Origin of the sequence: Kitasatospora sp. NBC_01246 (assembly GCF_036226505.1) — a bacterium.
GTDB lineage: Bacteria > Actinomycetota > Actinomycetes > Streptomycetales > Streptomycetaceae > Kitasatospora.
Genome location: NZ_CP108484.1, coordinates 6,069,113 through 6,083,411, shown reverse-complemented (window position 1 = coordinate 6,083,411; position 14,299 = coordinate 6,069,113). Strand labels below are relative to the sequence as shown.

At 72.8% G+C, this 14,299-nt stretch carries 14 protein-coding genes; 5 read left to right on the top strand and 9 right to left on the bottom strand.

Features of this window, described 5'->3' with window-relative positions:
- Positions 1 to 30: 30 nt before the first annotated feature.
- Positions 31 to 684 carry an MBL fold metallo-hydrolase gene (locus OG618_RS26300; RefSeq protein ID WP_329490002.1) on the top strand — a complete coding sequence of 218 codons (654 nt, stop codon included), beginning with the start codon at positions 31 to 33 and terminating at the stop codon, positions 682 to 684.
- A 98-nt stretch (positions 685 to 782) separates the two neighbouring features.
- Here the strand turns inward: OG618_RS26300 and OG618_RS26295 are convergent, their stop codons facing one another.
- The 4 genes from OG618_RS26295 to zapE all read right to left on the bottom strand — a co-directional run bounded on the left by OG618_RS26295 (position 783) and on the right by zapE (position 6,048).
- Complete coding sequence (locus OG618_RS26295) at positions 783 to 1,763, bottom strand: TerC family protein (RefSeq protein ID WP_329490001.1); 981 nt, start codon at positions 1,761 to 1,763, stop codon at positions 783 to 785.
- A gap of 247 nt (positions 1,764 to 2,010) precedes the next feature.
- Positions 2,011 to 2,592: a TerD family protein gene (locus tag OG618_RS26290; protein ID WP_329490000.1), complete on the bottom strand. Its 582-nt coding sequence runs from the start codon at positions 2,590 to 2,592 to the stop codon at positions 2,011 to 2,013.
- A 246-nt stretch (positions 2,593 to 2,838) separates the two neighbouring features.
- The gene (gene uvrB / locus OG618_RS26285; protein WP_329489999.1) at positions 2,839 to 4,929 is read right to left on the bottom strand and encodes an excinuclease ABC subunit UvrB; all 2,091 of its coding nucleotides are present in this window, start codon (positions 4,927 to 4,929) and stop codon (positions 2,839 to 2,841) included.
- Positions 4,930 to 4,965: 36 nt separating this feature from the next.
- A complete protein-coding gene (gene zapE / locus OG618_RS26280; RefSeq protein ID WP_442906868.1) occupies positions 4,966 to 6,048 on the bottom strand; it encodes a cell division protein ZapE in 1,083 nt (360 codons plus the stop codon).
- Between the two features lie 87 nt (positions 6,049 to 6,135).
- Between zapE and OG618_RS26275 the strand changes: the two genes are divergently transcribed.
- The 4 genes from OG618_RS26275 to msrB all read left to right on the top strand — a co-directional run bounded on the left by OG618_RS26275 (position 6,136) and on the right by msrB (position 9,504).
- Positions 6,136 to 6,936 (top strand): pyrimidine reductase family protein, encoded by an 801-nt coding sequence (locus OG618_RS26275; RefSeq protein WP_329489998.1) that lies wholly within the window; start codon positions 6,136 to 6,138, stop codon positions 6,934 to 6,936.
- 129 nt (positions 6,937 to 7,065) lie between these two features.
- Positions 7,066 to 7,527: an indole-3-glycerol phosphate synthase gene (locus OG618_RS26270; RefSeq protein ID WP_329489997.1), complete on the top strand. Its 462-nt coding sequence runs from the start codon at positions 7,066 to 7,068 to the stop codon at positions 7,525 to 7,527.
- Positions 7,528 to 7,660: 133 nt separating this feature from the next.
- Positions 7,661 to 9,097 (top strand): UDP-N-acetylmuramate--L-alanine ligase, encoded by a 1,437-nt coding sequence (gene murC / locus OG618_RS26265; RefSeq protein ID WP_329489996.1) that lies wholly within the window; start codon positions 7,661 to 7,663, stop codon positions 9,095 to 9,097.
- Positions 9,094 to 9,504, top strand: a complete 411-nt coding sequence (gene msrB, locus OG618_RS26260) for a peptide-methionine (R)-S-oxide reductase MsrB (RefSeq protein WP_329489995.1) — start codon at positions 9,094 to 9,096, stop codon at positions 9,502 to 9,504. The genes murC and msrB overlap by 4 nt, the downstream gene beginning before the upstream one ends.
- 51 nt (positions 9,505 to 9,555) lie before the next feature.
- Here msrB and OG618_RS26255 read toward each other — a convergent pair whose 3' ends face one another.
- From OG618_RS26255 to OG618_RS26235, 5 genes are all read right to left on the bottom strand, one after another.
- Entirely contained in the window at positions 9,556 to 10,728 is a 1,173-nt protein-coding gene (locus OG618_RS26255; protein WP_329492281.1) for a cytochrome P450, read from the bottom strand.
- Positions 10,729 to 10,925: 197 nt separating this feature from the next.
- On the bottom strand, positions 10,926 to 11,564 hold the full coding sequence (locus OG618_RS26250; RefSeq protein WP_380392916.1) for a GTP-binding protein: 639 nt from the start codon (positions 11,562 to 11,564) through the stop codon (positions 10,926 to 10,928).
- Complete coding sequence (locus tag OG618_RS26245) at positions 11,542 to 11,895, bottom strand: DUF742 domain-containing protein (protein ID WP_329489994.1); 354 nt, start codon at positions 11,893 to 11,895, stop codon at positions 11,542 to 11,544. Before OG618_RS26245 ends, OG618_RS26250 begins: the two co-directional genes overlap by 23 nt.
- Positions 11,892 to 12,320 carry a roadblock/LC7 domain-containing protein gene (locus tag OG618_RS26240; RefSeq protein ID WP_329489993.1) on the bottom strand — a complete coding sequence of 143 codons (429 nt, stop codon included), beginning with the start codon at positions 12,318 to 12,320 and terminating at the stop codon, positions 11,892 to 11,894. The genes OG618_RS26245 and OG618_RS26240 overlap by 4 nt, the downstream gene beginning before the upstream one ends.
- Positions 12,317 to 14,269, bottom strand: coding sequence for an ATP-binding protein (locus OG618_RS26235; RefSeq protein WP_329489992.1), 1,953 nt, complete (start codon positions 14,267 to 14,269; stop codon positions 12,317 to 12,319). Before OG618_RS26235 ends, OG618_RS26240 begins: the two co-directional genes overlap by 4 nt.
- Positions 14,270 to 14,299 lie beyond the last annotated feature (30 nt).

Below are 14,299 nucleotides of genomic sequence, written 5' to 3'. Positions count from 1 at the left end.
GGCGGCCCCGGAACGACGAGGAGCGGACGGATGACGTACCACGGAGCGGTCAAGGTCGGCGGGCCGCCGGACGTGCGCGAGCTGGCCCACCTGATCATCACCAAGGCGGCCGTCGGCCCGTACGACAACAACGCCTACCTGCTGCGCTGCCGGGCCACCGACGAGCAGCTGCTGATCGACGCCGCCGCCGACGCGCCGGTGCTGTTGGAGACGGTCGGTGACGAGCTGACCACCGTGGTCACCACGCACCGCCACCACGACCACTGGGGCGCGCTCGCCGAGGTGGTCGCGGCGACCGGCGCCCGCACCGCCGCCGGGCGGTACGACGCCGAGGGCATCGACGTCCCGACCGAGCTGCTGCTGGAGGACGGCGAGCCGCTGCGGTTCGGGCAGATCGAGCTGACCGTCCGGCACCTGGTCGGGCACACCCCCGGCGCCATCGTGCTGGTCTACGACGACCCCCAGGGCCACCCGCACGTCTTCACCGGCGACTGCCTCTTCCCCGGCGGCGTCGGGAACACCTGGGACGACAGGGCCGCCTTCGAGAGCCTCTACCGGGACGTCAACGAGAAGATCTTCGACGTGCTGCCGGACGAGACCTGGGTGTACCCCGGCCACGGCAAGGACACCACCCTCGGCGCCGAGCGCCCGCACCTCCAGGAGTGGCGCGAGCGCGGCTGGTAGCCCCGGTACGACGAACGGCGGGCCCGCGACCACTGCTCGGTCGCGGGCCCGCCGCCCTGGCCCCCCCGGGGGTCCCGGGGGTCCCGGGGATCAGGGGATCAGGCGTCGATCTTCTCCGGGGCCTCGTCGGCCCGCTCCTGCTTCTTCGCGGCGATCAGGCTGGTCACCGTGGTGACGGCCAGCACCACCACGATGAAGCCCAGCGAGAACGGGATGCCGATCTCGGGGACGTGCACACCCTGCTCGTGCAGCGCGTGCAGCACCAGCTTCACGCCGATGAAGCCGAGGATCACCGACAGGCCGTACGAGAGGTGGACCAGCTTCTTCAGCAGCCCGCCGATCAGGAAGTACAGCTGGCGCAGCCCCATCAGGGCGAAGGCGTTCGCGGTGAAGACGATGTACGGGTCCTGGGTCAGGCCGAAGATCGCCGGGATCGAGTCCAGCGCGAACAGGACGTCCGTGGTGCCGATCGCGAGCATCACGATCAGCATCGGCGTCATCAGCCGACGGCCGTTCTCCCGGATGAAGAGCTTGGTGCCGTGGTACTTGTCGGTCGACGGGAAGCGCTGCTCGATCGACTTGAGCAGCCGGTTCTCCTCGAACTCCTCGTCCTCCTCGTCTGCCCGGGCCTCCTTGATCAGCTTCCAGGCCGTCCAGACCAGGAAGCCGCCGAAGATGAAGAACACCCAGGAGAACTGCGCCACCAGGGCCGCGCCGCCGGCGATGAAGACCGCCCGCAGCACCAGGGCGATGATCACACCGAACATCAGCACGCGCTGCTGGTAGATCTTCGGCACCGCGAACTTGCCCATGATCAGGATGAACACGAACAGGTTGTCGACGCTGAGCGACTTCTCGGTGATGTACCCGGCGAAGAACTCACCGGCCGGCTTGGAGCCGGAGTGCCACCAGAGGAACCCGCCGAAGACGGCGGCCAGCACGATCCAGACCGTGGTCCAGACACCGGCTTCCTTGACCGACACCTCGTGCGGCTTGCGGCCGCCGATGAAGAAGTCGGCCACGATCAGGGCCAACAGCACACCGATCGTGCCGATCCACAAACTTACGGAAACGTCCACTACTGCTCCTCCGGCAGGTAGGCGAGACAGTCATCGTCACTGCCGGAGGTCTCTTCCGCCCGCCGGGCGCATGTGCGGCGCCCGCGGACCAGCGCCCCGGGACGCCGCCAGGTGGGCGCCCGTGATGACGGGACAACTGCGAGGGAATACTCCCCTCCGCTCCCACGAGGCTAACAGAAGAACCAAGAGAAGGTAAAGAAGGTAAAGAACGACCCGGGGCGCCTGCCGCCGGCCGCGGCCCCGCCCGCTAGAGGAAGGGCTCGATGGCCGGCAGCAGGTCCTGGAAGGTCCGGCCCCGGGCCGGCGCGCCGATCGCCTGCATCCCCCAGCCGCCGGACGGCTCGCGGAACACCTTCGCCATGATCTGCCCGGTGTGCGGGCCGCCGCCGGCCAGCTCGTAGCGGGCCAGCTCCAGCCCGGTCGAGTCGTCCACCAGCCGGCAGTACGCGTTCTGCACCTCGGCGAAGGTCTGCCCGGTGTACGAGCTGACCGTGAACACCACCTGGGTGATGTGCACCGGTACGTGGGCCAGGTCGACCAGGATCGACTCGTCGTCCTCGCCCGCCCCGGTGCCGCCGACCAGGTTGTCCCCGGTGTGCCGGACGGAGCCGTCGTTGCTCTCCAGGTGCTGGAAGAAGACCACGTCGGACGGGGTCTGCTCGGCGTACAGCAGCGCCGAGGCGTCCAGGTCGATCTGTCGCGTCCGGCTGCCGAAGAGGCCGCGCTTGGGCGCCGCCTTCCAGCCCAGCCCCATCCGGACGACCGTCAGCGACTCGCCCGAACCCTTCTGCAGGCTGACCTGCTGCCCCTTGGCAAGGTTCACCGACACGGCCTTGTCCTCTCTGCCCAGCCGGGCGGTCGGTATCCGCGCCGGCTTCACGGTGGAACACCCCCTTGCCGTCCCCCGGCTGAGGCCCCCTGATGCGACCGCCCGTCCCGGGCGGCACCGCAGGCCAGCCTAGGGCCTGCGGTCGGCCGCGTCCGTCAGCGTCTACCCGTTTGTGGCAAGGCTGAGACACCGCCGGGCTTGACCGGTACCGGATCCGGCCAAGCCCGGCGCGGGCCGCGACCGGCCCTACGCGATACCCGCCTCGCGCATCTGGCGGAGCTCCTTCTTCAGCTCCTTGACCTCGTCGCGCAGCCGGGCCGCGACCTCGAACTGGAGGTCCGTCGCGGCCGCGTGCATCCGCTCGGTCATCGACTGGATCAGCTCGGCCAGCTCGGCCGCCGGCAGGCTCTTGGCGGGCTTGCGGTCCGCGCCCAGCGCCGGCACCGGGGCCTTGCCCTTGCCCCCCGCCCGGTAGCCGGAGGAGAGCAGCTCGTCGGTGTCGACCTCCTCGCGCGCGAGGGTGTCCAGGATGTCGCCGATCTTCTTGCGGAGCGGCTGCGGGTCGATCCCGTGCTTCTTGTTGTAGGCCTGCTGCACGGCCCGGCGGCGGTTGGTCTCGTCGATCGCCTTCGCCATCGAGGGGGTGATCCGGTCCGCGTACATGTGAACCTGGCCGGAGACGTTGCGGGCCGCGCGGCCGATGGTCTGGATCAGCGAGGTGCCGGAGCGCAGGAAACCCTCCTTGTCCGCGTCCAGGATCGCCACCAGGGAGACCTCGGGCAGGTCGAGGCCCTCACGGAGCAGGTTGATGCCGACCAGCACGTCGTACCGGCCGGCCCGCAGCTCGCGCAGCAGCTCGACCCGGCGCAGCGTGTCGACGTCGCTGTGCAGGTACCGGACCCGGATGTCCAGACCGAGCATGTAGTCGGTGAGGTCCTCGGCCATCTTCTTGGTGAGGGTGGTGACCAGGACGCGCTCGTCCCGCTCCACCCGCGTCCGCACCTCGTGCACCAGGTCGTCGATCTGGCCCTCGGTCGGCTTGACGATCACCTCGGGGTCGATCAGGCCGGTCGGGCGGATGATCTGCTCGACCTGGCCGTCGCCGCGGGACAGCTCGTACGCGCCGGGGGTGGCCGAGAGGTAGACGGTCTGGTCGGTCCGCTCCAGGAACTCCTCCCACTTGAGCGGGCGGTTGTCCATCGCGGAGGGCAGCCGGAAGCCGTGCTCGACCAGGGTGCGCTTGCGGGAGGCGTCGCCCTCGTACATCGCGCCGATCTGCGGGACGGTGACGTGCGACTCGTCGATGACCAGGAGGAAGTCCTCCGGGAAGTAGTCGAGCAGGGTGTTCGGCGGGGAGCCGGGCGCGCGGCCGTCGAAGTGCATCGAGTAGTTCTCGACGCCCGAGCAGGTGCCGATCTGGCGGAGCATCTCGATGTCGTAGGTGGTGCGCATCCGCAGCCGCTGGGCCTCCAGCAGCTTGCCCTGCTTCTCCATCCGGGCCAGCGTCTCGGCCAGCTCCTTCTCGATGTCGTTGACCGCCCGCTCCATCCGCTCCGGGCCGGCCACGTAGTGCGAGGCGGGGAAGACGTGGACGGAGTCGTCCTGGCTGATGATCTCGCCGGTCAGCGGGTGCAGGGTGTACAGCGACTCGATCTCGTCGCCGAACATCTCGATCCGCAGGGCGAGCTCCTCGTAGACCGGGAAGATCTCGATGGTGTCGCCGCGGACCCGGAAGGTGCCGCGGGTGAAGGCGAGGTCGTTGCGGGTGTACTGGATGTCGACGAAGCGGCGCAGCAGCACGTCGCGGTCGATCTCCTCGCCCACCTTGAGCCGGACCATCCGGTCGACGTACTCCTGCGGGGTGCCGAGGCCGTAGATGCAGGAGACGGACGCGACGACGACCACGTCCCGGCGGGTGAGCAGCGAGTTGGTCGCGGAGTGGCGCAGCCGCTCGACCTCCTCGTTGATCGAGGAGTCCTTCTCGATGTAGGTGTCCGTCTGCGGGACGTACGCCTCGGGCTGGTAGTAGTCGTAGTACGAGACGAAGTACTCGACCGCGTTGTTCGGCAGGAGTTCCCGGAACTCGTTGGCCAGCTGGGCGGCCAGGGTCTTGTTCGGCGCCATCACCAGGGTGGGGCGCTGCAGCTTCTCGATCATCCAGGCCGTGGTGGCCGACTTGCCGGTGCCGGTGGCGCCGAGCAGGACGACGTCCTTCTCCCCCGCGCGGATCCGGCGCTCCAGCTCGGCGATCGCCGCTGGCTGGTCGCCATTGGGCTGGAAGGGGCTGACGACCTCGAAGGGCGTCTCTGAGCGCTCAATACTCGTGATGGGTCGCACGTGTCCACCGTACGACCCACCACTGACAACCGGTGCCTACTTGGCGCTGTCCCGGGCCAGCGCGACCAGCCGGGAGACCGCCCGGAGGTACTTCTTGCGGTAGCCGCCGCGCAGCATCTCCTCGGGGAAGACCTGGTCGAAGGGGACCCCGGAGGCGGTGATCGGCAGCTCGCGGTCGTACATCCGGTCGGCGAGGACGACCAGGCGCAGCGCGGTCGACTGGTCGTCGACCTGCCGCACGCCGCGCAGGCAGACCGCCTGCACGTCGTCCAGCAGCGCGCCGTAGCGGCTCGGGTGGACGGCGGAGAGGTGGTCGAGCAGCGCGGAGAACTCGTCCAGCGAGGCGCCCGGGGTGCGGGCGGCGACGGCGGCGACGGTCTCGTCGTCGTACGGCGGCGGGGCGGCCGGCAGGCCGCGGTGGCGGTAGTCCTGGCCGTCGATCCGCATCGGGCGGAAGTGCGCGGAGAGGCCCTGGATCTCGCGCAGGAAGTCGGCGGCGGCGAACCGGCCCTCGCCGAGCTTCTCCGGCAGGGTGTTCGAGGTGGCGCAGAGCTTGACGCCGTTGTCGACCAGGCGGCCGAGCAGGGTGGAGACCAGCACCGTGTCGCCCGGGTCGTCCAGCTCGAACTCGTCGATGCAGAGCAGGCGGTGGTCGGAGAGGGTCCGGACGGCCTGCTGGAAGCCGAGCGCGCCGACCAGGTTGGTCAGCTCGACGAAGGTGCCGAACGCCTTGGGGCCGGGGGCGGCGTGCCAGAGCGAGGCCAGCAGGTGGGTCTTGCCGACGCCGTAGCCGCCGTCCAGGTAGACGCCGGCCGGGCCGGTGGGCACGGGGGCCGTACGGCGGAACCAGCTGCGCTTGGGGGCGCCGCCGTCTCCGGCGTTGAGCGTGCCGGCGAACTGCTCCAGGACCTGGACCGCCTCGTACTGGCTGGGCTGGTTCGGGTCCGGGAGGTACGTTCCGAAGCTGACGAGGGAAAAGCGCGGTGGCGGGACCATCTCGGCCACCAGGCGCTCGGCGGGGACGACGGGGCGCCGGTCGGTGAGCGCGAGGGGAGCGGTGGCCACGTCTGCGGTCGCTATCGGCTCGGTCGGCGCGTCGGGGAGTGGGGCTGCGGGCACGGTACTAGAGGGTACGCCTGCCGGCGCACCGCTCGGGCCGAGGGCCGCCGGTGGATCGCCGGGCCCCGGGCGACGAGACTGGACGGCATGCAACAGTTGATCAGTCCGCTGTCCCGGCCGTTCGCCGATCCCGCGTCGCTGGAGTCGCTCGCCGCCGTCTACGCGTACCCCGAGCAGGTGAATCACGGCCGGCCGTGGCTGCGGGCCAACATGGTGGCCGGCCTGGACGGCGGGGCGAAGCTGGCGGGCCTGTCCGAGGGGCTCTCGGGGGACGCCGACAAACGGATCTTCGGAGTGCTGCGGGCGCTGTCGGACGTGGTGCTGGTGGGCGCCGAGACGGTCCGCGCCGAGGGGTACCGGCCGGGCCGGGCCCGCGCCGACTTCGCCGCGGCGCGGGCGGCGGCCGGGCAGGCCCCGGCCCCGGTCATCGCGATCGTCAGTCGCTCGCTGGGGCTTGACCTCGCGGCGCCGCTGTTCACCGAGCCGCTGGTGCGGACGGTGGTGATCACCACCGAGGACGCGCCGGCGCGCAGCCGCCGGGCGGTGGCCGAGGTGGCCGACGTGGTGGTGGCCGGGAAGGGCTCGGTGGACCTGCCCGCCGCGGTCGCGGCCCTGGCCGAGCGGGGGTGGACGAGGCTGCTGAGCGAGGGCGGTCCGCGGCTGCTGGGGCAGCTGGCCGCCGCGGACCTGCTGGACGAGCTGTGCCTGTCGGTGGCACCGCTGATCACGGCCGGCGACGCGCCGCGCATCATCCACGATGCGGAAATGCCTGACGTGCAGCGGATGCGACTGGTCTCATTGATCGAGCAGAAAGGATTCCTCTTCACCCGCTACCTGCGTCTTCACCCGCAAGCCGCGTCACCGGCCCCCGTGACCGCCGGACAGTGATCCCGCTCTCCTTCGGGAGCTCCACCCGCGTGGCCCGCCGGGTCGCGGGGCAGCATGCGGAAAGCTTCCCGCCGGGCAGTATGGGATGCGATGCCGGGGCCCGGGGGCCGGTCACTGGAAGGGACTCACGTGTTCAAGACGGTACTGATGATCGAAAAGGCGCTCTCCGACGCCGATGTGGAGCTCGTCACCACGCTCCACAGCGACGAGAAGGTGTCCTTCGTCGTCCTGATGCAGCCGCGCGGCAGACAGGACGAGCTGCTGAGGGCGCTGGACGACGTCGCCCTCGGCCACCTCGACAAGGTGGTGCGCGAGCACGACGAGTCCGAGCACGAGCCGACGGTGGCCGGCGAATCGCTCGCCCACAGCCTGCGCCACCTGCGCCAGGCCGGCGCGGAGGCGATCGGCGAGCTGGTCGAGGAGAAGCCGCTGGACCGGCTGCGCGCGGTGGTCGAGGAGCACCGGGCCGACGAGGTCGTGGTGCTCACCTCGCCGCACTTCGTGGAGGAGTTCTTCCACCGCGACTGGGCCTCCCAGGCCCGGCACAAGGTGGGTGTCCCCGTCCTGCGACTGTTCGCCAGCGACTCCTGACCCGACCCGCCGGTGGTGCAGAATCGTCCTTGCGGCCCGTCCGCGAGGACGATTCGCCCGTTGGTCCGCCGACCGACGTACCCGCTGTACCCGCTCTGCCCCTTGTCTGCCCCCGCCCGTACGGAGCCTTGCCTTGAACGACGCCGCGCACGACCTGCACGCCCCGCACTTCATCGGTATCGGCGGCGCCGGGATGTCCGGCCTGGCGAAGATCCTCGCGGTGCGCGGCGCCAGCGTCTCCGGCAGCGACTCCAAGGAGTCCGAGACCGTCCTGGCGCTGCGCGCGCTCGGCGCCGTCGTGCACATCGGCCACGCCGCCGAGCACGTGCCGGACGGTGTCAGCAGCGTGGTCGTGTCCAGCGCCATCCGCGCGGACAACCCGGAGCTGGCCACCGCCCGCGAGCGGGGCGTCCCGGTGGTCCACCGCTCCGACGCGCTGGCCGCGCTGATGGGCGGCCGCCGGGCGCTGGCCGTGGCCGGCACCCACGGCAAGACCACCACCACCAGCATGCTCGCCGTCGCCCTCGGCGAGCTGGGCCTCGACCCCTCGTACGCGATCGGCGGCGACCTCGACGCGCCCGGCTCCAACGCCCACCACGGCACCGGCGAGATCTTCGTCGCGGAGGCCGACGAGAGCGACCGCAGCTTCCACAAGTACGCGCCCGAGGTGGCGATCGTGCTCAACGTCGAGCTCGACCACCACGCGAACTACGCCTCGATCGAGGAGATCTACGAGTCCTTCGAGACCTTCGTCGGCCGGATCGCCCCCGGCGGCACCCTGGTGGTCTCCGCCGACCACGACGGCGCCCGCGAGCTGACCTCCCGGGTGGCCGGCCGCGAGGGCCTGAACGTCGTCACCGTGGGCGCGGCCGAGGACGCCGACGTCCGCGTGCTGTCGGTGGTCGCGCACGGCATGACCAGCGAGGTCACCGTCCGGCTGGACGGCGCCGAGCTGACCTTCACCGTCTCGGTGCCCGGCCGGCACTACGCCCACAACGCGGTCGCGGCGCTGGCCGCCGGCGTCGCCCTGGGCGTGCCGGCCGCCGACCTCGCCAAGGCGCTCGGCGCCTACACCGGCGTGCGGCGGCGGCTCCAGCTCAAGGGCGAGGCGGCCGGCGTCCAGGTGATCGACTCCTACGCCCACCACCCCACCGAGATGACCGCCGACCTGGAGGCGATCCGGGAGGGCCTGGACGGCGCCGGGCGGGTGCTCGTGGTCTTCCAGCCGCACCTGTTCAGCCGCACCCAGCAGCTCGCCGAGGAGATGGGCCGGGCGCTCGCCCTGGCCGACGCCTCGGTGGTGCTGGACATCTACCCCGCCCGCGAGGACCCGATCCCCGGCGTCACCAGCGAGCTGATCATCGACGCGGCGAAGCGGGCCGGCGCCGAGGTCACCGCCGAGCACGCGTTCGACGCCGCCCCCGCCCTGCTGGCGGGCCTGACCCGCCCGGGCGACCTGCTGCTCACCATGGGCGCCGGTGACGTCACCAACCTCGGGCCGGAAATCCTCCGGCACCTCGCGAGCGTTGGCACCGACGTCCGAGACCTGCCGACCGGGAGTCTGCGATGAGCTACGAGATCGAGAAGAGCGACGCCGAGTGGCGCGCCGAGCTGAGCCCCGACGAGTACCACGTGCTCCGCGAAGCCGGCACCGAGCGCCCGTTCACGGGTGAGTACACCGACACCAAGACCGTCGGGGTCTACAGCTGCCGCGCCTGCGGGTCGGAGCTGTTCAGCTCGGAGACCAAGTTCGACAGCCACTGCGGCTGGCCGTCCTACTACGCCCCGCTCGCCGGGGACCGGGTGCAGTACATCGAGGACACCACGCTCGGCATGCGCCGGGTGGAGGTCCGCTGCGCGCGCTGCGGCGGGCACCTGGGCCACGTCTTCGAGGGCGAGGGCTACGGCACGCCGACCGACCAGCGCTACTGCATCAACAGCGTCTCGCTGACGCTGCGCCCGGCCGACGGCAGCTGAGCAGGGCACGGCACGCGGGCCCGGGAGCCGGTTCGGCGCCCGGGCCCGCGGCTATCCGCCGACCGGCTGGAAGCGCACCGGGAGGTGGAGCAGGGCGCGGTGGAACGGGCCCGGGCGCCAGAGGAGGTCCTCGGCGCCGGTGCTCAGTTCGAGGTCGCTCAGCCGGCTGGTGAGCTGCTCGATCGCGGTGATCGCGATCAGCAGCGCCGGGTCCCGGGCCGGACAGGCGTGCGGGCCGGCCGCCCAGGCCAGGTGGGCGGACTCGCCGCTGCGCAGCTCGGTGCCGTCGGTGGGCGGCGCGGCCTGCGAGTTGGCGGCCCCGTAGGAGACCAGCACCAGCGAGCCGGCGGGGATCTCCCGGCCGTGGAAGGTGATGTCGTAGCGCGGGTAGTGGGCGGAGAGGTTGGCCAGCGGCGGGTCGTGCCAGAGCACCTCGTCGATCGCCTGGTAGGCCGTCATGGCGCCGCCGAACAGCGATCCCGCGTACCGGGCGTCGGTGAGCAGCCGCATCAGCGCGTTGCCGATCAGATTGGTGGTCGGCTGGTTCCCGGCGATCATGGTGAGGGTGATCTGCCGGACCACCTCGTCGTTGTCCAGCCCGGCCGGGTGGGTGAGGAACCACGAGGTGAGGTCGTGCCGGGGGCGCTCGCGCCGCTCGGCGACCATGCCGGTGACCACGGAGACGAGGTCGCCGTAGGCGGCGACGGCCTTCTCGGTGGACTCCATCATGCCGGCGATGCCGGCCACCAGCCGGGCGCTGTGCTCCTCGGGGACGCCGAACCAGGTGTTGAACACGGCCACCGGCAGCTGCCGGGCGTACTCGTCGATCAGATCGGCCGAACCGGTGGCCACGAAGGCGTCGATCAGCCGGTGCGCGACCTCGGCGACCCGGCGCTGCAGCAGGTGCGGTTCGAGCAGGGCCAGGCCGTCGGTGATCACCTGGCGGTAGCGGGCGTGCACCTCGCCGTCGCTGAAGAAGGCGGTGGGGCGGTAGCCGAGCACCGGCAGGAGCGGGGAGGTCGGCGGGACGGTCTGCTGCCAGGCCCGGGAGTCCTTGGAGAAGGTGTCGGTGTCGCGCAGCAGGTCCAGCGCGGCCTGGTAGTCGGTGACCAGCAGGGCCTCCACGCCGGGCGAGATCTCCACCGGGGCGACGGCGCCGTAGCGGCGCAGCCGCTCGTAGACGAGTTGCGGGTCGGCGGCGAAGGCCGGGCCGTAGATCGGCACCGGCCGGGTGCCGCGCGCGCTGCCGGAGCCGGCGGCCGGGCCGGCGGCCGTGGGGGCCTCGTCGGTGGCGGTCGCCTCGTCGGTGGCGGTCGCCTCGTCGGTGGCGGTCGCCTCGTCGGTGGCGGTCGCCTCGTCGGTGGCGGTCGCCTCGTCGGTGGCGGTCGCCTCGTCGGTGGCGGTCGCTTCGTCGGTGCTGGTCACGGCTGCTCCGGGGCGGCGTCGGGTGTGGCGGGCAGACCGTGCAGCACGTGCTCGGTCAGCGCGATCAGTGCGTCGAGGCTGGAACCGCGCTCACGGGCGTCGCAGAGCACCAGCGGGGTGGCGGCGTGCAGGTCCAGGTGGGCCCGGAGCACCTCGATCGGGTGCGCGGGCGCGCCCGGGAAGCAGTTGACGGCGACCGCGTAGGGCAGCCCCTGCTCCTCGACCATGTCCATGATCTCGAAGGAGTCGGCGAGCCGGCGGGTGTCGGCCAGCACCAGGGCGCCGAGGGCGCCGCGGGCGATGTCCTGCCAGAGCGGGAAGAACCGGCGCTGCCCGGGGGTGCCGAACATGTAGAGCACCACCTGCCCGGGCAGCGTCAGGCGACCGAAGTCGACCGCCACCGTGGTGGTGGTCTTGCCCGGCAGACCCTCCGCGTCGTCGACGGGGGCACCGGTCTCGGTCATCGCCTCCTCGGTGTGCAGCGTGGGGATCTCCGACAGGGTGCGGATCAGCGTGGTCTTCCCGACGCCGAACGGGCCGGCGACCACCAGCTTCATCAGCGTCTGGTCCCGGTCGGGCAGGTAGCCCACCCGGTCGGTCCGGCCGGTCGGGCTACCGGAGCGTGCGGAGTCCAACGAGGAGCCTCTCGACGATGGAGCGGTCGGTCTGCTGTGCGCGGGGGATCGGGGCACGGGCCTGTAAGCAGCCCGCCTCGACCAGGTCGGCTGCGAGGAAGACGGTGGCGCTGACCGGCAGGCGCAGGTGGGCGGCGGCCTCCACCACGGTCAGTGCGCCCGGTCGCAGCAGCTCCCAGAGCCGCCGGTGTTCGTCCTCCACGTCCTGCGGCGGCTCCGCACCGGCCGCGTACAGGACGGTGAGCCGTTCGAAGCCCGCCGTGCCGGGCCTGGTCCGGCCGCCGGTGGCCAGGTAGGCGGGGACCATCCGCCTGCGGGGTACGGCGGTCATGACCGGGCGGTGGTGTCCTGCTGCCGGGCCGGGCTCGCCAGCGCGCGGCCCAGGGCGGCGACCTGCACCTGCATCTGGTAGGCCACGTTGCCGAGTTGGGCCTCCGGCGTGGTGAACACCGCCAGTGAGGTGTTCTCCCCGGCCGGGACGACGATGGCGAAGCCCAGCTCGGACTCCACCACCGTCTGCGCCAGCCGGGGCTGCTCGACGTCGGTGAAGGCGGTGGTGAACGCGCGGGCGGCGGCGTGCACGGTGGCGGTCATCGCGGCGACCCGCTCCGCCGAGGCTCGGCCGAGGCCGGCCGAGGCGCCCTCGACGAGGCCGTCACCGGTCGCGATCACCGCGTGCAGGACGCCCGGCAGCTCCAGCAGCGGGGTCAGCACCCATGAGATCTCATCGGTGGCGGTAGGGCTGGGCGTGCTCACTGCTCGGCTCCTTCGGAGGTCTGGGCGGGGTGGCGGCCGGTCCGGTCCGAGCGGTCGGCGGAGCCGGTGTGGTCGGCGGCCTCCGCTCCGGTGGCCTCGGCGCGAGTGGTGCTCGTGGGGGCGGCGCTCGTGGGGGCGGCGCTCGTGGGGGCGGTACCCGTCGTGCCGGTGCCCGCCGGGTCGGTGGCGGCTCCGGTGGCGGTCGGGGCCGGGGCCCCGCCGGGCGAGGTGCCCGCGGCGGCCGCCTCCGCGACGGCGGCGCGGCCTGAGCCCGTGCCCTGCTGCAGGGCGTCCCAGCAGGCGGCCGCCCGCTCGGGCGTCCGGGCGGACCGGCCGGTGGCCGCGGACCGCGCCGCGCCGTCCGCGGCACCCTCCGGCGCGGCCGCCCCGCCGGAGGGCCGGGCCGCCTCCGGCACCTGCGGGCCGAGCGGTCGGCGCCGGCGCCGGCTCGGCAGACCGCTGTCGTCGGGGGTCACCCCCCGTACCGGCGGCACGACGTGCATGGCCGGCGCCGGGTGCCGGGTCGGCGTGTCGTGCCCGTCCGGCACGTCGTGCCACTCCGGCACGTCCTGCCCGGTGGGATCACCGGATCCCGCACGCGGGGTCGGCACCGCCTGGACGGTGGGCGCGGGAGCCGGGCCGGCGCCCGCCCGCAGCGGCAGCGGGGTGAGCACCGAGAGCGGCTGCTCCTCGTCCACGACCGTCAGCAGGGCGGCCGGGATCCGCACGATGGTCCGCATGCCGCCGTACGGCGAGGGCTCGATGTGACAGGAGAACCCGTACTGCCGGGCGAGCTTGCCGACCACCGCGAAGCCGGTCTTCGGCGGGTTGCCGAGCTCCGTCAGCAGCACGTCCGAGGGACCGGCCAGCAGCCGGCGGGCCCGGCGCAGCTGGTCCTCCTCCATCCCGATGCCGCTGTCGTCGATGATCACCAGGGCGCCGCGGCCGCCCTGCTGGACGGTCACCGGCACATCGGTCTCCGGGTGCGAGTACGACGCGGCGTTGGCGAGCAGCTCGGCGATCGTGATGGCGAGCGGCTCGGCGGCCCGGGCGACCACGGCGAGCCGGTTCTCGCGCAGGTGGTTGGCCACCTTGATCCGGGCGTAGCCGGGCACCCGGGAGAGCGCCCCGACCACCACCTCGGCCAGCGGCGAGTCGGTCCGGGCCAGACCGGGCCAGGCCTCGCAGAGCACCGCGATGGTCTGGATCCGGCGCAGCGCGACCTCGTTGCGGAAGTCGACCTCCAGCAGCCGCGGGTCGTCGTTGTCGTGCTGGAGCTGCTGGACCAGGCTCTGGATCTGGTACAGCAGGGTCTGGATCTTGGAGGTGGCACCGCGCATAGCGGCCCGGGCGGCGGCGTCGACCCGCTCGCGCTCACCGGTGACGGCCGCGACCGAGGCGTCCAGCACGGCCTGGAGGGCGCGCACCGCCTCCGGACCGGCGGCCCTCGCGTCCAGCGGCCCGGTGTCCGGCGCGTTGGGGTGGCTGAGCCGCAGCGCGGCGGCCGCCACCCGCTCCTCGGCCAGGTGGCCGACCTCGGCCAGCAGGGCGGCCGACCGCCCCTGGGCGGCCGCGAGCTGCCGGCCGGCCTCCGCGGTGCGGTCCTCGGCCGCCCGGGCGTGCAGCTCCGCCTCGGCCACACGGTGGTCGGCGGCCGCGGTGCGCTGCTCGGCCTCCCGGACCCGGCCCTCGGCGGCGAGCGCCCTGGTCTCGACCCGGCGGGCCTCCTCGTCCGCCCGCCGGGCGGCCGTCTGGGCCTCGCGCAGTTGCTGCTCGACCCGGGCCAGCCGGCCCTCGGCGGTGCGGGTGCGCTCCTCGCTGTGGACGGTGGCCGCCTCGGCGGCGGTGGCCCGGGCGAGTGCCCGGGCGCGTCCGCGGGCCAGGACGGCGGCCGCAGCGAGCGCGGCGACCGTGGCCACCGCGAGGGCCAGCAGCGCGATCTGGGTCATCGAAGTCCTCGGAAGTCCTCGCTCGAAGGG

Bases quoted from the DNA above. Each gene is read 5' to 3' on its own strand.
- OG618_RS26300 (WP_329490002.1), top strand. From the start codon at position 31: ATGACGTACCACGGAGCGGTCAAGGTCGGCGGGCCGCCGGACGTGCGC.
- OG618_RS26275 (WP_329489998.1), top strand. From the start codon at position 6,136: ATGCAACAGTTGATCAGTCCGCTGTCCCGGCCGTTCGCCGATCCCGCG.
- msrB (WP_329489995.1), top strand. From the start codon at position 9,094: ATGAGCTACGAGATCGAGAAGAGCGACGCCGAGTGGCGCGCCGAGCTG.
- OG618_RS26245 (WP_329489994.1), bottom strand. From the start codon at position 11,895: ATGACCGCCGTACCCCGCAGGCGGATGGTCCCCGCCTACCTGGCCACC.
- OG618_RS26235 (WP_329489992.1), bottom strand. From the start codon at position 14,269: ATGACCCAGATCGCGCTGCTGGCCCTCGCGGTGGCCACGGTCGCCGCG.